We start from the raw sequence: 18,948 nt of genomic DNA on the forward strand, positions 1-18,948 counted from the left end.
GACAAGCGCCGCGCGTTGTTGGACGTTTCTGCCGCCCGCGGCCGGAGAGCGGCCGCCGACGCTACCCCCGCGCGTCCTCCATCCGCAGCACCAGGATCGCCATGTCGTCCGACGGCGGCTCCGCCGCGAACCGCTCCACCGCGCGCTCGACGCGGGCCGCCACCCCGCCGGCCGTCAGGCCGACGCAGCCGGCGAGGACGCGCTCCAGGCCGTCGTCGCCCAGCATCCGGGTGCCCTCCCGGCGCTCCGTCACCCCGTCCGTGACGCACAGCAGGACGTCGCCGGGGGAGAGCACCACCATCTCCTCGTGCAGCTCCAGGTCGTCCATCACCCCCAGCAGCGGCTGCGGATGCGCCGCGGACGCCACCCGCCCGTCGACGCCGAGCAGCAGCGGCAGCGGATGCCCCGCGCAGACGGTCTTCAGCTCGGCGTGCCCGCTGGGCAGCAGCTCCAGCTCGCCGTAGAGCAGCGTCAGGAAGCGGCTGCGCGAACCCTCGTCCAGGATCGCCGCGTTGAGCCGCTCCAGCACCTGAGGGCCCGTCAGGCCCTCCCGCGCCAGCAGCCGCAGCGCGTGCCGGGCGAGCCCGGTGACCGCCGCCGCCTCCGGGCCCGTCCCGCAGACGTCGCCGATCGCCATGCCCCACTTGCCGGGGCTGATCTCGAAGAGGTCGTAGAAGTCGCCGCCGACCTCGTTGCCCTGCCCGGCCGCCCGGTAGATCACCTCGACCTCGACGCCCGGCACCCGCGGCAGCTCCGGCGGCAGCAGGCTGCGCTGCAGCGCCTGGCTGATCGCGGTGCGCTCCGAGTAGAGGCGGGAGTTGTCCAGCGCCAGCGCCGCCCGCCGGGACAGCTCGTCGGCCAGCTCCAGCACCTCCTGCCGGATCCGCTCGTCCGCCGCCCGGCCCAGCGCGAGCAGCCCGATGACGCGGTTGCGGGCGAGCAGCGGCAGCACCACCGTCTCGCCGGTGACCGCATCCGCGGTGAGCGCGGAGACCGGGCTGTCGGCGCCGTAGCGGGCCGTCACCCGGCGCGCCTCCTGCGCCGGCGCCATCCAGATCCGCGGGCCGGGGACGGGGTCGGGGGTGGGCGGGCCGACCCGCTCCAGCAGGGCGCGCAGCCCGTCGATGCGGTCCTCGTCCTCGTGCAGCACGTACTCCAGCGCGGCCTGCTGGGCGTGCTCGTCGGTGGTGTAGACGGCGCACCAGCTGGCCAGCGTGGGCACCGTCATCTGGGCCATCAGCGCCAGCGTCTGGTCCCGCTCCAGGGTGCCGGCGAGCAGGTCGGAGGCCTCCACCAGGAAGGAGAGCGAGTCGCGGCGCAGCCGCTCCAGCTCGGTCAGCCGGGCGCTCTCCACCGCGAGTGCCACCCGGTCCGCGGCGAACTGCAGCCGCAGCGCGTCCTCGTTGGTGTAGCGGTGCGCGGACTCGGCGGCCACCCCGAGCGAGCCGGTGAGCCGGCCCTCGACCTTGAGCGGGACGGTGACGAGCGAGCGCATCCCCGAGCCGGTGAGCATCGGCACCGCGCCGGGCGCCTCGGCGAGGTCGTCGTGGACGGCCGGCATCCGGGTGTTGCCGTAGCGCAGCGTGCCGGTCTCGACGGGGACGCGGGCGAAGCGCTGCCGCGAGCCGGTCAGGCCGGTGGTGGCGCGCACCTCCAGCTCGGTCTCGTCATCGGTGGCGAGCAGCAGGAAGGAGGCGTCGCCGTCGAGGGCGTCGCGGGCCCGCTCCACGGTGCGCTGCAGCAGGCCGTCGAGGTCCTCGGGCGGGGCGCCGTCGAGCAGGTCGCCGACGTCCAGGGGGTGGGCGGCGGCGCCGCTCTTCGCGGGCGTCCCGGGGTGCGCGCCGGTGGACGGGCGGGGGCGCGCGCCCCCGGAGAGCACCGCGCGCTCCGCCTCGCGCACCAGCAGCGCCACGGTGAACGGCCGTCCTGTGGTGTCTCTCACGCGCAGATGGGAGCCGTAGACGCGAATGATTCGTCCGGTAATGTCGCGAACGCCGTAAGTGCCCTCCCAGCGCGAGAGCTTGAGCGCCTCGTCGAGGCCGAGCGAGATCCCCGGCGACTGCGGCCAGGCCACCAGCTCGCTGAAGGGCCGGCCCGCCACGTCCTTCGCGGGATGGCCGAACATCTGGTCGGCGTCCGGGTTCCAGCCGGTGACGGTGCCGTCCGCGTCCACCTGGACGACCGCCACCTTCACCTCCTCCGGCGCGGCCGGCAGCCGCTCGTCCGGCAGCGCGGGCCCCGCCGCGCGGGTGCCCGCCGGGCGCTCCGGCAGCTGCAGCAGGAACCACACGTGCTTGCGGTCCGGGGAGTACTCCACGCCCCAGCGGCTGGAGAGCGTCGAGCAGAGCAGCAGCCCGCGGCCGCCCTCCCGCTCCGGGTCGTCCATCGGCGCCGCGCCCCCGCTGTCGGGGTGGCCGGGCATCTGCAGCCGGCGCTTGGGATAGAGGTCGGCGACCTCGATCCGCACCCCGTCGCGCTCGCCGGCCGTGCGCAGGCAGAGCACCTCGGCCGTGGTGCCGGCGTGCACCACGGCGTTGGTGACCAGCTCGCTGGTGAGCACCACGGCGTCGTCGGTGAGCTCCTCCACGCCCCAGCCGGCCAGAGTGTCGCGAACGAACGCGCGCGCGGCCGCGACCGAGCGGCCGACCGGCCCGAACGTCGCGCTGGCCCGAGCGGTGATCACTGGTTCACCTCGTCGTTGTCGTAGGCCGGGGGTAGATGGCAGCATCGGATGCAGGGGGACGCTCCCCGCGGTGGTGCGGCCCCCCTCCTTGCCACCGCTGCCGCGCCGATCACGATAGGACGTTCCCCGTGCGCACCGGCACAACTCCCCGAAGGCCCGGGGCGTTCCGGGCCGCCGGACCGGCCGGACGCCCGCACCGCTGTCCATGCGCTCCGCCAAACCCCCTGAAGGGGCGCATATACCAGTTCGGCGTGCGGGGCTGACCACACTAGCTTGCGGGGAAGTCTTCTTCGGGGAGAGTCTCCACACGGAGCCCACGGCAAGGTGGAACACTGTGGAATCCGCTACCCACCGTGCGAGAGGAATGGCAGTGACTTCGGGTGCACCACGACGCTCGGCTCCGGGCAGCACGCGCTCGAACGGGCATTCCACCGGTCGGTCGACGGACTCGCCTCCGTCGGAAGCCGCCCAGCTCAACAAGCTCCTGGCGGCCCTGGAAGCGATGCGCGACGGCAACTTCCGGCGGCGTCTGCCGGTCTACGGCGACGGATTGCTCGCCGAGGTGTCGGCCGTCTACAACCAGGTTGCGGAGCGTAATCAGCATCTCGCCGGCGAGCTGTCCCGGGTCCGCCGGGTGGTGGGCCGCGAGGGCAAGCTCACCGAGCGCCTCGACCTCGGCCCCCTGGAGGGCACCTGGGCCTCCTCGGTGGCGGCCGCCAACGAGCTCGTCGAGGACCTCGCCCGCCCGCTCTCCGAGGTGGGCCGGGTGCTGGAGGCCGTCTCCGAGGGCGACCTGGGCGAGCGGATGGAGCTGCGCCCCGCCGCCGCGGACGGCGCCGAGCGCCCGCTGCGCGGCGAGTTCCTCAAGGTGGGCCGCACCGTCAACGGCCTCGTCGACCAGCTCTCGGACTTCACCGACGAGGTGACGCGGGTCGCCAGCGAGGTCGGCACCGAGGGCAAGCTCGGCGGCCAGGCCAAGGTCCGCGGCGTCGCCGGGAGCTGGAAGGACCTCACCGACTCCGTCAACATGATGGCGATGCGCCTCACCTCGCAGGTGCGGGACATCGCGCTGGTGACGACGGCGGTCGCCAAGGGCGATCTGTCGCGCAAGGTGACGGTCCATGTGGCCGGCGAGATGGCGGAGTTGAAGAACACCGTCAACACCATGGTCGACCAGCTCTCCGCGTTCGCCTCGGAGGTCACCCGCGTCTCGCGCGAGGTGGGCACCGAGGGGCAGCTGGGCGGGCAGGCGGAGGTGCCGGGCGTCGCCGGCACCTGGAAGGACCTCACGGATTCGGTCAACTTCATGGCCGGAAACCTCACCGCGCAGGTCCGCGACATCGCCCAGGTCACCACCGCGGTGGCCAACGGGGACCTCTCGCAGAAGATCACGGTGAGCGCGCGCGGCGAGGTCGCGCAGCTTGCAGAAACGATCAATGCGATGACGGAGACGCTGCGCACCTTCGGCGGCGAGGTGACCCGCGTCGCCCGCGAGGTCGGCGCCGAGGGCCAGCTGGGCGGGCAGGCGCAGGTGCCCGGCGCGGCCGGCATCTGGAAGGACCTCACCGACTCGGTGAACACCGCCTTCCGCAACCTCACCGCGCAGGTCCGCGACATCGCCCAGGTCACCACCGCGGTGGCGGACGGCGACATGTCGCAGAAGGTCACCGTGGACGTGGCCGGCGAGATGCTGCAGCTGAAGAACACCGTCAACACGATGGTCGACCAGCTCTCCTCGTTCGCCTCCGAGGTCACCCGCGTCGCCCGCGAGGTCGGCGCCGAGGGGCAGCTGGGCGGGCAGGCGCACGTCCCGGGCGCCGCCGGCACCTGGAAGGACCTCACCGACTCCGTCAACACCGCGTTCGACAACCTCACCGGGCAGGTCCGCGACATCGGCATGGTCACCACCGCGGTGGCCAACGGCGATCTCTCCCGCAAGGTCACCGTGGACGTGGCCGGCGAGATGCTGCAGCTGAAGAACACCGTCAACACGATGGTCGACCAGCTCTCCTCGTTCGCCGCCCAGGTGACCCGGATGGCCCGGGACGTGGGCACCGAGGGGCGCCTCGGCGGGCAGGCCAAGGTGCCCGGGGTGGCCGGCGTCTGGCGCGATCTGACGGACTCCGTCAACTACATGGCCGGCAACCTCACCGCCCAGGTGCGCAACATCGCCCAGGTGACGACCGCCATCGCGGAGGGCGACCTCTCGCAGAAGATCACCGTCGAGGCGCGCGGCGAGATGCAGGAGCTGAAGTCGACCATCAACACGATGGTCGATCAGCTCTCCTCGTTCGCCGACGAGGTGACCCGCGTCGCCCGCGAGGTGGGCACCGAGGGCCAGCTGGGCGGCCAGGCCGTGGTGCCCGGCGTCGCCGGGGTGTGGCGCGAACTCACCGACTCCGTCAACTACATGGCGGGCAACCTCACCGCGCAGGTCCGCAACATCGCCCAGGTGGCCACCGCGGTGGCCCGCGGCGACCTCTCCCAGAAGATCACCGTCGACGCCAAGGGCGAGATCAGGGAGCTCAAGAACACCCTCAACACCATGGTCGACCAGCTCTCCTCCTTCGCCGACCAGGTCACCCTGGTCGCCCGTGAGGTGGGCACCGAGGGCCAACTCGGCGGCCAGGCCGACGTCAAGGGCGTCTCGGGGACGTGGAAGGACCTCACCGAGAACGTCAACCTGATGGCGTCCAACCTCACCAACCAGGTGCGCTCCATCGCGGACGTCACCACCGCCATCGCCGAGGGCGACCTCTCCAAGAAGATCACCATCGACGCCAAGGGCGAGATCCTCGCCCTGATGACGACCATCAACACCACCGTCGACCAGCTCTCCGCGTTCGCCGACGAGGTGACCCGGGTGGCCCGCGAGGTGGGCACCGAGGGCCAGTTGGGCGGCCAGGCGCACGTCCCCGGCATCTCCGGGACGTGGAAGGACCTGACGGAGAACGTCAACCTGATGGCGTCCAACCTCACCAACCAGGTGCGGTCCATCGCCCAGGTGGCCACCGCGGTCGCCGACGGCGACCTCTCCAAGAAGATCACCATCGAGGCGCAGGGCGAGATCGCCGGGCTCGCCGACACCATCAACACCATGGTCGACACGCTCTCCTCGTTCCTCGTCGAGGTGACCCGGGTGGCCCGCGAGGTGGGCACCGAGGGACGGCTGGGCGGCCAGGCCCAGGTGCCCGGCGCCGCCGGCTCCTGGCGCGACCTGACGGTGAGCGTCAACCAGATGGCCGGGAACCTCACCAGCCAGGTGCGCAACATCTCGATGGTGACCAAGGCGGTCGCCCAGGGAGACCTCACCAAGAAGATCGACGTCGAGGTCCAGGGCGAGATGCTGGAGCTCAAGACCACCCTGAACACCATGGTCGACCAGCTGTCCGCGTTCGCCTCCGAGGTCACCCGCGTCGCCCGCGAGGTCGGGGTGGAGGGCCGCCTCGGCGGCCAGGCCCGGGTCCGCGGCGTCGACGGCACCTGGAAGGACCTCACCGACAACGTCAACGAGCTGGCCGGCAACCTCACCCGCCAGATGCGCGCCATCGCCCAGGTGGCCATCGCGGTCACCCGCGGCGATCTGTCCCTCTCCATCGACGTGGACGCCTCCGGCGAACTCGCCGAGCTGAAGGACAACATCAACCAGATGATCGTCAACCTGCGGGAGACCACCCGGGCCAACCAGGAGACCGACTGGCGCAAGACCAACCTGGCCCGCATCTCCAGCCTGCTGCAGGGCCGCCGCGACCTGGAGGGCGTCGCCCAGCTGGTGATGAGCGAGCTCACCCCGGTGGTCTCCGCCCAGCAGGGCGCCTTCTACGTGGCCCGGCCCGAGGACGGCGCGGTCGGAGAGACCGCGGACGGCGAGGAGCGCACCGGCGAGGAGATCGAGAACTGGGTCCTCGAACTCGTCGGCTCCTACGGCCACTCGCGCGACTCGCGCCGCCAGGTCTTCGTCCCCGGCGAGGGCCTCATCGGCCAGGCCGCCGTGGAGAAGAAGCAGATCCTGGTGCAGCAGGCGCCGTCCGGCTATCTGACGATCTCCTCCGGGCTCGGCGAGGCGCCGCCCGCCAACATCGTCGTCGTCCCGGTGCTCTTCGAGGGACGCATCCTCGGCGTCATCGAGCTCGCCTCCTTCAACGCCATCTCCCGCGTCCACCAGGAGCTGCTCGACCAGATCGCCGAGCTGATCGCGGTGACGCTCAACACCATCAGCGTCAACATCCAGACCGAGCGGCTGCTCACCGAGTCGCGCCGGCTCGCCGAGGAGCTCCAGGAGCGCTCCGACGAGCTGGAGTCGCGGCAGGCCGCGCTGCAGCGCGCCAACGCCGAACTCGAGGAGCGCGCCGCGCTGCTGGCCCGGCAGAACCGCGACATCGAGATCAAGAACACCGAGATCGAGGAGGCCAAGCAGGTCCTGGAGGAGCGCGCCGGCCAGCTCGCCCTCGCCTCCCAGTACAAGAGCGAGTTCCTCGCCAACATGTCGCACGAGCTGCGCACCCCGCTCAACTCGCTGCTCATCCTGGCCAAGCTGCTCGCCGACAACGCGGACCGCAACCTCTCGCCGAAGCAGGTGGAGTTCGCCGAGACCATCCACTCGGCCGGCTCCGACCTGCTCCAGCTGATCAACGACATCCTGGACATCTCCAAGGTGGAGGCCGGGCGGATGGACGTGCGCCCCTCGCGCATCGCCCTGGTCCAGCTCGTCGACTACGTGGAGGCCACCTTCCGGCCGCTCACCATGGAGAAGGGCCTGGAGTTCAAGGTGTCGGTGGCCGCCGACCTGCCGGCCACCTTCCACACCGACGAGCAGCGCCTCCAGCAGGTGCTGCGCAACCTGCTCTCCAACGCGGTGAAGTTCACCGACTCCGGCGGCTCCGTCGAACTGGTCATCCGCCGCGCCGCGCACGTCCCCTCGGCGGTCCGCGAGGCGATGCTGGAGAGCGGCGCGATCGGCTCGGCCGACGACCCGCTGATCGCCTTCGCGGTCACCGACACCGGCATCGGCATCGAGTCGGAGAAGCTGGACGTCATCTTCGAGCCGTTCAAGCAGGCCGACGGCGGCACCAGCCGCAAGTACGGCGGCACCGGGCTGGGGCTGTCGATCAGCCAGGAGTACGCCCGGCTGCTCGGCGGCGAGGTGCACGTCGAGACGTCCCCCGGCCGCGGCTCCACCTTCAGCCTCTTCCTCCCGCTCAGCGGCAGCCCCTCGGGCCGCGCCGGGCGCGCGATCCCGGTCGGTGTCGTCCCCGCGGGCCTGCCGGCCGGCGCCGTCGCGCCGCTGCCGGACGCCGCCGACGAGAGCCCGGTCGAGCACTGGACGCAGGAGGTACGGCGCAACGCCGACCGCCGCCGCGAGGAGCACGTCAGCGGCGCCCACGCGGCGCTGCCGCAGGAGGCGCTCCCGGCGGGCGGCGCGGTGGGGGCCCCGGTGCTGCCCGCCTCGCCCGAGCCGGACGCGCCCGCCGAGGCGCCGTACGCGCCGGCCCTGCCGGCCTCCGTGCCCGCCGCCCGCAGCGCGGCGGCGACGCCGGCCGCCAAGGCGGTGGCCGCGCGGATGTCCGGCGCCAAGGTGCTGATCGTGGACGACGACATCCGCAACGTCTACGCGCTCACCAGCGTCCTGGAGCAGCACGGCCTGGACGTGCTGTGCGCGGAGAACGGCCGGGAGGGCATCGAGATGCTCCAGCAGGCGGACGCCGAGACCGGGGTCGCCCTGGTGCTGATGGACATCATGATGCCGGAGATGGACGGCTACGCCACGATGGCCGCGATCCGGCGGATGCCGCAGTACCGGACGCTGCCGATCATCGCGCTCACCGCCAAGGCGATGAAGGGCGACCGGGAGAAGAGCCTGGAGGCGGGCGCCTCCGACTATGTCACCAAGCCGGTCGACACCGACCACTTGTTCGAGGTGATGGAGCGCTGGCTGAACGGTGAATGACGGGCCGTCGGACACCCTGCCCGGCCGTGCATGATAGGAACGGACAACGGGGAACCTGTGTGCATTCCCGGCCGTTCCCGAGGGGTACGGCCGCGGGGTGCGCGGTGACATGATGCAGTACTCGACGATGGCGGCGTGCGTTGCGCTACGGGGCGCACCGGCGGTGAGGAGGCAGGGCCGTGGTGCAGAAGGCCAAGATCCTCCTGGTCGACGACCGGCCGGAAAACCTGCTGGCGCTGGAGGCGATCCTCTCCGCGCTCGACCAGACGCTGGTGCGGGCCGCATCCGGCGAGGAGGCGCTGAAGGCGCTGCTCACCGACGACTTCGCGGTGATCCTGCTCGATGTGCAGATGCCCGGCATGGACGGCTTCGAGACCGCGGCGCACATCAAGCGGCGCGACCGCACCCGGGACATCCCGATCATCTTCCTCACCGCCATCAACCACGGTCCGCACCACACCTTCCGCGGCTATGCCGCGGGCGCGGTCGACTACATCTCCAAGCCGTTCGACCCGTGGGTGCTGCGCGCGAAGGTGTCGGTCTTCGTCGATCTGTGGGTGAAGAACTGCCAGCTGCGCGAGCAGGCGTCGATGCTGCGGGCGCAGCTCGACCGGGCGGAGGGCCCGTCCGGGGTGATCGGCGAGCTGTCGACGCGGCTGGCCGCGGTCGAGGAGTCGGCCGACGCGCTCACCAAGCAGGTCGAGGAGGGCGGCGACGCCGCGGCCACGGCGACGGCCCGCCATCTGGAGCGCAAGCTCACCGGTCTGCGCCGGGCGCTCGAGGCGCTCGACCCCGGCAACGGCAAGCCCCCGGCCTCTCCTGACGAGCCGTGACCTTGTAACGCACCGAGAGTGGTTGAGGTACCGTCAACCTCCCGACGGGTACCCTCGATTCCATGGCCACACGGACGACAGGAAGCGGCAAGCGCACCACTCGCCCCCGGACGTCCGGCAGCAAGCCCAAGCCCCCCGCGAAGAAGGCCGCCGCCAAGAAGGCCCCGGCGGCCAAGAAGGCGCCCGCGAAGAAGGCTCCCGCCAAAAAGGCCGCGAGCCGCCGCCGCACGCCCCCGCCCCCACCGCCCCAGCCGCTCCTCTTCAAGCTGATCGGCGGCCTCTGGCTCGGCCTCGCCCACGCCGTCGGCGCCGTCTTCCGCGGCTTCGGCAAGGGCGCCAAGAACCTCCACCCCGACCACCGCAAGGACGGCCTCGCGCTCGGCCTCCTCGGCCTCGCGCTGATCGCCGCCGTCGGCACCTGGTCGGCCCCGTCCGGCTACCTCGGCGAGGCCGTCACCTCGGTGATAACGGGAGGGTTCGGACGGCTGGACGTCCTCGTCCCGCTCGGCATCGCCGCCGTGGCGATCCATCTGATGCGCCACCCCGGCACCCCCGAGGCCAACGGCCGGATCGCCATCGGCGCCACCGCGCTCACCCTCGGCGTCGCCGGCATGGTGCACCTCGCCAGCGGCGCCCCCTCGCGGGGCGAGGGCGTGGCGCGCATCCGGCAGGCCGGCGGCTACCTCGGCTGGGCCGTCTCCACCCCGCTCTTCTCCCTGGTCGGCAAGGTCCTCACCTGGCCGCTGCTGATCCTGCTCGCCGTCTTCGGCCTGCTGGTCGTCACCGCCACCCCCGTCAACACCGTGCCGCGCCGCACCCGTCAGCTGCTCGCCGCCGTCGGCCTCGGCGAGGCCCCGGCCGAACAGGCGTACCGCGGAAGCCCGTTCGACGAGGACGCCTTCGACGACGAAGAGGACGAGGCCGACGAGGCCGCCCCGCCCCGCCCGCGGCGCCGCCGCCGCGCCTCCACCCAGTCCACCGAGGAGGACGCCCTCCGGGCCGCCGGCGGCGACCCCGACGCCCCTGCGCGGCCGGAGCCGCCCGCCGACGAGGAGCCCGGCCCGCGCCGCGCCCGCTTCCGCCGCAAGCCGGCCGCCGAGGACGGCGCCGAGCACGAGCCCGGCCCGGATGCCGGGCCGGACGCCCAACCCCGGCCCGGCATGCGGGAGCTGGCCACCCAGGACGTCGCCGCGGCGGCCGCCGCCGCCCTTGACGGCGCCGTGCTGCACGGCGTCCCGCCGTCCCAGTCGCTCGCCGGCCTCTCCGGCGTCCGCGCCGCCCGCGGCGGCGACGTCGAGCCGTCCCGCTCCGCCGAGCACCCCGTCGACTTCGGCAAGCCCGGCGACGGCGGGGCGCCCGAGGACGCCGCGCCCTCCGGCCCGGCCCCGGACTCCGCCGACCCCGCCCCGCTGCCCGCCCGCAACGAGCAGCTCAGCCTCGCCGAGGACCTCGCCTACTCGCTGCCGCCCATAAAGCTGCTCGCCAAGGGCACCCCGGGCAAGGTCGCCAGCCAGGCCAACGAGCACGTCGTCGCCGCCCTCCGGCAGGTCTTCGACGAGTTCAAGGTGGACGCCGACGTCACCGGCTTCACCCGCGGCCCGACCGTCACCCGCTACGTCGTCGAGCTCGGCCCCGGCGTCAAGGTGGAGCGCGTCATCGCGCTCACCAAGAACATCGCCTACGCCGTCGCCAGCGCGGACGTCCGCATCATCAGCCCCATCCCGGGCAAGTCCGCGGTCGGCGTGGAGATCCCCAACACCGACCGGGAGATGGTCAACCTCGGCGACGTGCTGCGCTCCGCCGCCGCCACCGGCAACCCGCACCCCATGGTGGTGGCGCTCGGCAAGGACGTGGAGGGCGGCTACGTCGCCCACAACGTGGCGACCATGCCGCACGTGCTGGTCGCCGGCGCCACCGGCGCCGGAAAGTCCTCCTGCATCAACAGCCTCATCACCTCGGTGCTGATGCGCGCCACCCCGGACGAGGTCCGGATGGTGCTGGTCGACCCCAAGCGCGTCGAGCTCACCGCCTACCAGGGCATCCCGCACCTGATCACGCCGATCATCACCAATCCGAAGAAGGCCGCCGAGGCGCTGCAGTGGGTCGTCCGCGAGATGGACATGCGCTACGACGACCTCGCCGCCTTCGGCTTCCGCCACATCGACGACTTCAACAAGGCGGTCCGCACCGGCAAGCTGGAACTGCCCCCGGGATCCGAACGCGAGCTCGCCCCGTACCCCTATCTGCTGGTGATTGTCGACGAGCTCGCCGACCTGATGATGGTCGCCCCGCGGGACGTCGAGGACTCCATCGTCCGCATCACCCAGCTGGCCCGCGCGGCCGGAATCCACCTGGTCCTGGCCACCCAGCGCCCCAGCGTCGACGTCGTCACCGGCCTCATCAAGGCCAACGTCCCCTCCCGCCTCGCCTTCTCCACCTCCTCGCTCGCCGACAGCCGGGTCATCCTCGACCAGGCCGGCGCCGAGAAGCTGGTCGGCAAGGGCGACGGGCTCTTCCTCCCGATGGGCGCCAACAAGCCGACCCGGCTGCAGGGCGCCTACATCTCCGAAGAAGAGATCCAGAACGTCGTCGAGCACTGCAAGAAGCAGCTCACCCCGCACTACCGCAGCGACGTGGTCGTCGAGCAGAAGCCGCAGCGGGACATCGACCCGGAGATCGGCGAGGACATGCAGCTGCTGCTGCAGGCCATCGAGCAGGTCGTCACCACCCAGTTCGGCTCCACCTCGATGCTGCAGCGCAAGCTGCGGGTCGGCTTCGCCAAGGCCGGCCGGCTGATGGACCTGATGGAGACCCGCAAGATCGTCGGCCCCAGCGAGGGCTCCAAGGCCCGCGACGTGCTCGTCAAGCCCGAGGAGCTGGACCGGGTCCTCGCCGAGCTGCAGGGCGCCTGACGGGCCGTCGGAACGTGTCCGTCCGGCAACGGGGGACACATCCCGACAACCCCTCCGTAACGCTCGGCTGACGATCCACCAGATGGCCTCCGCCGGGTTGAAACACTGTCCCCCGGGGCCCCTACACTGGTTGTCCAGGCAGGCGGTTGCAGGCGAAAGGCCCCATTTCCGTGACCATGGGCAGCACTCCCCAGAACGGCAGCGGGCCCGGCGAGCCCCGCGAGGGCGCCGAGGCCCCCGGCGGCGCGACCGCCAGACCCTCCGTCGGCACCGTCCTGGCCCGCGCCCGCGCGGACGCCGGCCTCACGGTCGACCAGGTCGGGCAGGCCACCAGCATCCGGGCACCCCTGATCCTCGCCATCGAGCAGGACGACTACTCGCTCTGCGGCGGCGGCGTCTACGCCCGCGGCCACATCCGCGCCATCGCCCACGCGGTCGGCGCGGACGGCGACGCGCTGGTCGCCCAGTACGACGACGAGCACGGCGGGGCGCCCTCGCTCGCCGGGCCGATGCAGCTGTTCGAGAAGGAGGGCATCCGCCCCGAGCGGCGCCGTCCCAACTGGGCGGCGGCGATGGTCGCCGCGATCGTCGCGGTGGTCGCCTTCGTCGGCATCAGCCTCGTCAACGGCCACGGCGGCAAGACCGGCGGCAGCGGCACGCAGGCCGCTCAGGTCCGCACCCCGTCGGCGCGGCCGGCCTCCCACCCGGCGAAGCCGAGCCCCACGCCGAGCCGCAGCGCGGTCGCCGCGGCCCCGGCGGACCGCGTCACGGTGACGCTCACCTCCTCCGACAGCGACAAGAGCTGGGTCCAGGTGACGGACAGCCAGGGCAACACCGTCTACCGCCAGGTGCTCGACTCCGGCCGGACGAAGACCTTCACCGACCCCGACGAGCTCAAGGTGATGCTCGGCAACGCGGGCGCGGTCAAGCTCACCGTCAACGGCAAGGAGCTCGGCACGGCCGGCTCCGCCGGCCAGATCCGGCGGCTCGACTTCACCAAGGGCAACCCGACACTCGGCTGACCGCCGTTCGGCGCGGCGGCCGGCCGGCCCGCGGCCGCCTCCGGTCGCTCGCGCGGTTCCCCGCGCCCCTTCGGGGCGCCGACCGATCGCGACCTCCCCGCCCGGTAACCTTGACGCCATGCCCGAACCCCGCACCGTAGCCCTCGTCACCCTCGGCTGCGCCCGAAACGAGGTGGACTCGGAGGAGCTGGCCGGGCGTCTGGAGGCGGACGGCTGGCGCCTCGTCGAGGACGCCGCCGAGGCCGACGTCGCCGTCGTCAACACCTGCGGCTTCGTCGAGTCCGCCAAGAAGGACTCCGTCGACGCCCTCCTGGAGGCCGCCGACCTGAAGGAGGACGGCGGCCGCACCCAGGCCGTCGTCGCCGTCGGCTGCATGGCCGAGCGCTACGGCAAGGAGCTCGCCGACTCGCTCCCCGAGGCGGACGCGGTCCTCGGCTTCGACGACTACGCCGACATCGCCGACCGCCTGCAGACCATCCTCTCCGGCGGCGCGCACACCTCGCACGTCCCGCGCGACCGCCGCAAGCTGCTGCCGCTCTCCCCGGCCGCCCGCCAGGACGCCGCCGCCGCGCCCGGCGCCGCCGCGGTCCCGGGCCACGCCGCCGCGGCCGCCACCGTGCACGACCCCGCCGCGGCGGCCAGCGCCAAGCTCGCCGCCGCCGACGAGCTCGGCGAGCTGAAGTCCGCCCCTGAGCTCGACGACCTGCCGGACGGCGTCGCCCCCGCCTCGGGCCCGCGCGCGCTCCGCCGCCGCCTCGGCTCCGGCCCCGTCGCCTCCGTGAAGCTCGCCTCCGGCTGCGACCGGCGCTGCTCCTTCTGCGCCATCCCCTCCTTCCGCGGCTCCTTCCTCTCCCGCCGCCCCAGCGACGTCCTCAACGAGGCCCGCTGGCTGGCCGGGCAGGACGTCAGGGAGATCGTCCTCGTCAGCGAGAACAACACCTCCTACGGCAAGGACCTCGGCGATATCCGGCTGCTGGAGACGCTGCTGCCGGAGATCGCCGCGCTCGACGGCGTGGAGCGGGTGCGCCTCAGCTACCTGCAGCCCGCCGAGATGCGCCCCGACCTGATCGCCGCGCTCGCCGCCACCCCGGGGATCGCCCCCTACTTCGACCTCTCCTTCCAGCACTCCTCCGGGCCCGTGCTGCGCCGGATGCGCCGCTTCGGCGACACCGACGCCTTCCTCGACCTGCTGAAGCGCATCCGCGAGGTGGCCCCCGAGGCCGGCGTCCGCTCCAACTTCATCGTCGGCTTCCCCGGCGAGACCGAGGCGGACGTCGCCGAGCTGGAGCGGTTCCTGACCAACGCCCGCCTCGACGCCATCGGCGTCTTCGGCTACTCCGACGAGGAGGGCACCGAGGCGGCCGGCCTGGACCGCAAGCTGCCGGACGACGTTGTCGCCGAGCGCGCCGCCCGGATCGGCCGGCTCGCCGAGGAGCTCACCGCGCAGCGCGCCGAGGAGCGGATCGGCGAGAAGGTCCGCGTCCTGGTCGAGGCGATCGAGCCGGCCGAGGACGGCGAGGAGGGCCGGATCGAGGGCCGTGCCGCCCACCAGGCCCCGGAGACCGACGGCGCCGTGCTGCTCACCGGCCCCGCCGAGGTGCTCGCCGGCCTCGCGGTGGGCGACCTGGTGGACGCGGTCGTCACCGGCACCGAGGGCGTCGACCTGATCGCCGAAGCATCGGAACTCAAGGTCGGGGGATGACCGTGGCCACGGACGCCCGTCGGACGAGCGGGCAGCGGGACGGTCGCGAGGGCGGAGTCGAGCCCGTCGGGCTGTGGAACATCGCCAATGTGCTGACGATGGTGCGGCTGGTGCTGGTGCCGGCCTACCTGGCGCTGCTGCTGCACAACGGCGGGCACGACCCGGTGTGGCGGTCCTTCGCCTTCTGCGCGTTCTCCGTGGCGCTGATCACCGATCTGATGGACGGCAAGCTGGCCCGCCAGCGCAACCTCATCACCGACTTCGGCAAGCTCGCCGACCCGATCGCCGACAAGACCATCGTGGGGGCGGCGCTGATCGGGCTCTCCTCGGTGGGCGACCTGCCCTGGTGGATCACCGTGGTGATCCTGGTCCGCGAGGTCGGCATCACCTTCGGCCGGATGGCCGTCCGCAAGCGCAAGGTGATCGCCGCGAACCGGGGCGGCAAGGCCAAGACCCTCGCCCAGGGCATGGCCATCGCGATGTACACCTTGATCCTCACCGGCCCGCTGGCCACCGCCCGCGCCTGGGTGATGGGTGTCGCGGTGGTCCTCACCGTCCTCACCGGCCTCGACTACCTGCGCGGCATGCTCCGGCTGGGCGCCTCGGACGGGGCGGCGTCATGACCGCCGCCGCCGGCGCCGACCCGGCCGCCGAGCTGATCCGGCTCGCCCGGGAGCGGGGCCTCACCCTGGCCTGCGCCGAGTCGCTCACCGGCGGGCTGGTGGCCGCCGCGCTCACCGCCGTCCCGGGCGCCTCGCACGCCTTCCGCGGCTCCGTCACCGCCTATGCCACCGACCGCAAGGCCGCGGTGCTGGGCGTGGACGCCGCGCTGCTGGCCCGGGAGGGCGCCGTCCACCCCGGGGTGGCGGCCGCGATGGCGGCCGGGGTGCGCCGGGTGATGGCCGCCGATGTGGGCCTCGCCACCACCGGCGTGGCCGGCCCCGAGCCGCAGGACGGCCGTCCGGTGGGCACCGTCTTCGTCGCCGTGGACGGCCCGGAAGGCGCCCGGGTGCGGGAGCTGGCCCTCTCCGGCGACCGGGCCGCGATCCGCGCCGCGACCGTCTCCGCGGTCCTCGATCTCGCGGTGGCCCTCGTCAACCCCCGTGAACCTCAAGCGAATCAGGAATAGCCGAATCGGTTCGTCATGTTGTTCGGAACGGGAGTGAGGGGATGATTGAGGGTGAACGGCTGCGAGGCGGTGCCTTGCAGCCCAGAGTGAACACGACCTTGGTCCAGGTCCGCGATCGAGCTCGGCCGGGTACGGTGAAACCTGTGGACATCGCCTCACGGGCATTCACACAGACAACGAGAAGACGACGGCCTTCGGGAAGGAGCCACCGATGATTCTGCTCCGTCGCCTGCTGGGTGACGTGCTGCGTCGGCAGCGACAGCGCCAGGGCCGCACCCTTCGCGAGGTCTCCGCCGCGGCACGCGTCTCGCTCGGCTACCTCTCCGAGGTGGAGCGCGGCCAGAAGGAAGCCTCCTCTGAGCTGCTGAACTCCATCTGCGACGCACTCGATGTCAACATGTCGATGGTGATGCGCGAGGTCAGCGACGACTTCGCCCTCGCCGAGCTGGCCCGCAGCGAGGCCATCGCCACCGAGCCGGTGCGCGAGCCCGTCCGCGGCCCCGGGGCCTCCGTCCCGCGGACGCCGCTGCTGGACACCATCCCGTCCGTCACCCACCACGACTCCGACCGCCCCGAGCCCGTCGACGTCTTCGCGGCCTGATCCCCGGCCGCGCCGGAACCCCGCGTCCTTGACCGGCGCGGGGTTCTTCGCGTCCGGGCCGAGCGACGCTCAGGCGTCCATTCGCATGGCCGTCGCCGCGGCCCGCGCCGCCGCCTCGCCGTCGCCGGCCACGATCGCGTCGATCAGCGAGGCGTGGTCCGCGTAGTGCTCCTCCCGCAGCTCGGGGCCCGTCTCCCTGCGGAGGTAGTCCCGCAGCACCTCGCCGAGGTCCGCGTACATCTGCTCCAGAGGAGCGTTGTGCGCGGCGGCGACCACCGCATGGTGCAGCGCCGCGTCGGTGGCCACGAACAGCTCGGCGTCGCCGGACTCCCAGGCGCGCTCGCGGCGCTCCAGCGCCGTCCGCAGCTGCCGCGCCTCGCGCTCGGTGCGGCGCGCCGCCGCGAACCGGGCGGCGCTCGCCTCCAGGACGAGCCGCAGCTCGGCGACGGCATCGCGTTCGGCCCCGGCGAACCGCAGCCGCATCATTCCGGCCAGTTCACTGGTGGCGCGGACGTAGGTGCCCGAACCCTGACGGATGTCCAGCAGGCCCGCGTGGGCCAGCGCCCGCACTGCCTCGCGGATGGTGTTCCTGGCCACTCCCAGCTGCTCCACCAGCTCCGGCTCGGTGGGGATCCGGCTGCCGACCGGCCACTCGCCGGAGGTGATCTGCGCCCGCAGCTGCGCGATCACCTGGTCGGCCAGGCGGGAGCGCTCTGGTGAGCTGAGCGGCATCGGCGGCTCCTTCCGTCAATTCGTCCCATGATTCTATGATGGTGCCTTCGGCTCGCGGAAGCGGGGCGACAGCGACACCGGCGGAACGCGAAGGAGCAGGACCACTCATGGCATCGGCCGACATCTCCACCAGCAGCACGGCGCACACCGCGGCGCCGCACGGCGCGGACCGCGGCGGCACGCGCCGGCGGGCCGGCTGGCTGGTCGGCGTCGGCGTGGTGCTGGTGGCCCTGAACCTGCGCCCGGCCGTCTCCGGCACCGGGCCGCTGCTCGCCGAGATCCGCGACGACCTCCACATGAGCGGCACCATAGCGGGGTTGCTCACCTCGCTGCCGGTGGTCTGCTTCGCGGTCTTCGGCAGCCTGGGCCCGCTGATCGCCCGGCGGATCGGGCGGAACACCGTGCTGGTGGCGGCGATGGCCGCGCTCGCCGCGGGGCTGGTGCTGCGCGCCTTCTCCGGCGGGACGGGCGCGTTCCTCGCCTCGACGATGCTGGCGATGGCCGGGATCGCGGTCTCCAATGTGCTGCTGCCCGCACTGGTGAAGGACGAGTTCCCGGACCGGGTCGCGCTGATGACCGGCGTCTACTCGATGTCGCTGGCCGGCGGCACCGCGCTGGCCGCGGCGGCCGCCGTCCCGCTGGAGCGGGCACTCGGCGGCGGCTGGCGCCCGGCGCTGGCCGCCTGGGCGGTCCTCGCGGTGCTCGCGGTGGCGGCCTGGGCGGCGGTGCTGGCGCTGCGCGGCCGGGGGACGTCGCCCGCCGCGGCGCGGACCGCGCCGGCGCAGCGGGCCGGCGCCGGCATCTGGCGCAGCCCCACGGCCTGGTGGGTGGCGGCCTTCTTCGGCATCCAGGGCGGCGCGGCCTACACCTCGATGGGGTGGATGCCGCAGATGTTCCGGGACGCCGACGTCTCGGCGACCATGTCCGGCAACCTGCTGGCGATCACCCAGCTGGTCGGCGTGCCGATGTCGTTCGTGATCCCGGCGGTGGCCGGGCGGCTGAAGGACCAGCGCCCCATCGTGGTGGTGCTGATCGCGGCCGGGCTGGCGGCGTACGCGGGGATCGCCTTCGCCCCGGCCTCGGCGCCGCTGCTGTGGGCGATCCTGATGGGGGCGCTCAACTCCTGCTTCCCGCTGGCCCTGATGATGATCGGGATGCGGGCGCGCACCGGCGAAGGGGTGGCCCGGCTCTCGTCCTTCGCGCAGAGCACCGGCTACCTGATCTCGGTGCCGCTGCCGCTGCTGACGGGCGCGCTCTACTCCGCGACGGGCGGCTGGGGGGTGCCGCTCGCCGTGCTCGCCGCGCTGATGCTGCCGCAGTGCGTGTTCGGGCTGCTCGCGGCCCGCAACAGGTATGTGGACGACGAGTTGGCGTAGCGCTCCGCACG

Annotated in this window: 10 protein-coding genes and 1 pseudogene; 9 read left to right on the forward strand and 2 right to left on the reverse strand. The window is 72.9% G+C overall.

Going from position 1 to position 18,948, the window contains the following annotated elements:
• Window positions 1-61: 61 nt before the first annotated feature.
• Window positions 62-2,728: a SpoIIE family protein phosphatase gene (locus BIV57_RS14290; protein ID WP_079170325.1), complete on the reverse strand. Its 2,667-nt coding sequence runs from the start codon at window positions 2,726-2,728 to the stop codon at window positions 62-64.
• Between the two features lie 457 nt (window positions 2,729-3,185).
• Between BIV57_RS14290 and BIV57_RS14295 the strand changes: the two genes are divergently transcribed.
• The 8 genes and pseudogenes from BIV57_RS14295 to BIV57_RS14330 form a co-directional block, all read left to right on the forward strand.
• A complete protein-coding gene (locus BIV57_RS14295; RefSeq protein WP_245797664.1) occupies window positions 3,186-8,630 on the forward strand; it encodes a HAMP domain-containing protein in 5,445 nt (1,814 codons plus the stop codon).
• 179 nt (window positions 8,631-8,809) lie between these two features.
• Entirely contained in the window at window positions 8,810-9,463 is a 654-nt protein-coding gene (locus BIV57_RS14300; RefSeq protein ID WP_071657172.1) for a response regulator, read from the forward strand.
• A 62-nt stretch (window positions 9,464-9,525) separates the two neighbouring features.
• Window positions 9,526-12,375 (forward strand): DNA translocase FtsK, encoded by a 2,850-nt coding sequence (locus BIV57_RS14305; RefSeq protein ID WP_071657173.1) that lies wholly within the window; start codon window positions 9,526-9,528, stop codon window positions 12,373-12,375.
• 170 nt (window positions 12,376-12,545) lie between these two features.
• The gene (locus tag BIV57_RS14310) at window positions 12,546-13,397 is read left to right on the forward strand and encodes a helix-turn-helix domain-containing protein (RefSeq protein ID WP_071657174.1); all 852 of its coding nucleotides are present in this window, start codon (window positions 12,546-12,548) and stop codon (window positions 13,395-13,397) included.
• Between the two features lie 118 nt (window positions 13,398-13,515).
• On the forward strand, window positions 13,516-15,099 hold the full coding sequence (rimO, locus tag BIV57_RS14315) for a 30S ribosomal protein S12 methylthiotransferase RimO (RefSeq protein ID WP_071657175.1): 1,584 nt from the start codon (window positions 13,516-13,518) through the stop codon (window positions 15,097-15,099).
• Window positions 15,096-15,722: a CDP-diacylglycerol--glycerol-3-phosphate 3-phosphatidyltransferase gene (pgsA, locus tag BIV57_RS14320; protein WP_079170328.1), complete on the forward strand. Its 627-nt coding sequence runs from the start codon at window positions 15,096-15,098 to the stop codon at window positions 15,720-15,722. The genes rimO and pgsA overlap by 4 nt, the downstream gene beginning before the upstream one ends.
• Window positions 15,719-16,228 (forward strand): CinA family protein, encoded by a 510-nt coding sequence (locus tag BIV57_RS14325; protein WP_071657176.1) that lies wholly within the window; start codon window positions 15,719-15,721, stop codon window positions 16,226-16,228. The genes pgsA and BIV57_RS14325 overlap by 4 nt, the downstream gene beginning before the upstream one ends.
• 211 nt (window positions 16,229-16,439) lie before the next feature.
• Window positions 16,440-16,734 (forward strand): annotated as a pseudogene (locus BIV57_RS14330) (helix-turn-helix domain-containing protein); the annotation flags it as partial.
• A 164-nt stretch (window positions 16,735-16,898) separates the two neighbouring features.
• Here the strand turns inward: BIV57_RS14330 and BIV57_RS14335 are convergent.
• Window positions 16,899-17,561 (reverse strand): FadR/GntR family transcriptional regulator, encoded by a 663-nt coding sequence (locus BIV57_RS14335; RefSeq protein ID WP_071657178.1) that lies wholly within the window; start codon window positions 17,559-17,561, stop codon window positions 16,899-16,901.
• A 107-nt stretch (window positions 17,562-17,668) separates the two neighbouring features.
• Here BIV57_RS14335 and BIV57_RS14340 point away from each other — a divergent pair, with 107 nt between their 5' ends.
• Window positions 17,669-18,937, forward strand: a complete 1,269-nt coding sequence (locus BIV57_RS14340) for a CynX/NimT family MFS transporter (protein ID WP_071657179.1) — start codon at window positions 17,669-17,671, stop codon at window positions 18,935-18,937.
• The last annotated feature ends 11 nt before the right edge of the window (window positions 18,938-18,948 follow it).

It is taken from the genome of Mangrovactinospora gilvigrisea, from assembly GCF_001879105.1.
GTDB classification, from domain to species: domain Bacteria; phylum Actinomycetota; class Actinomycetes; order Streptomycetales; family Streptomycetaceae; genus Mangrovactinospora; species Mangrovactinospora gilvigrisea.

What these genes read in the sequence shown, in the direction of transcription:
- BIV57_RS14290 (WP_079170325.1), bottom strand. Translation starts at nt 2,728, where the DNA reads ATGCTGCCATCTACCCCCGGCCTACGACAACGACGAGGTGAACCAGTG.
- BIV57_RS14295 (WP_245797664.1), top strand. Translation starts at nt 3,186, where the DNA reads ATGCGCGACGGCAACTTCCGGCGGCGTCTGCCGGTCTACGGCGACGGA.
- BIV57_RS14305 (WP_071657173.1), top strand. Translation starts at nt 9,526, where the DNA reads ATGGCCACACGGACGACAGGAAGCGGCAAGCGCACCACTCGCCCCCGG.
- rimO (WP_071657175.1), top strand. Translation starts at nt 13,516, where the DNA reads ATGCCCGAACCCCGCACCGTAGCCCTCGTCACCCTCGGCTGCGCCCGA.
- pgsA (WP_079170328.1), top strand. Translation starts at nt 15,096, where the DNA reads ATGACCGTGGCCACGGACGCCCGTCGGACGAGCGGGCAGCGGGACGGT.
- BIV57_RS14325 (WP_071657176.1), top strand. Translation starts at nt 15,719, where the DNA reads ATGACCGCCGCCGCCGGCGCCGACCCGGCCGCCGAGCTGATCCGGCTC.
- BIV57_RS14335 (WP_071657178.1), bottom strand. Translation starts at nt 17,561, where the DNA reads ATGCCGCTCAGCTCACCAGAGCGCTCCCGCCTGGCCGACCAGGTGATC.
- BIV57_RS14340 (WP_071657179.1), top strand. Translation starts at nt 17,669, where the DNA reads ATGGCATCGGCCGACATCTCCACCAGCAGCACGGCGCACACCGCGGCG.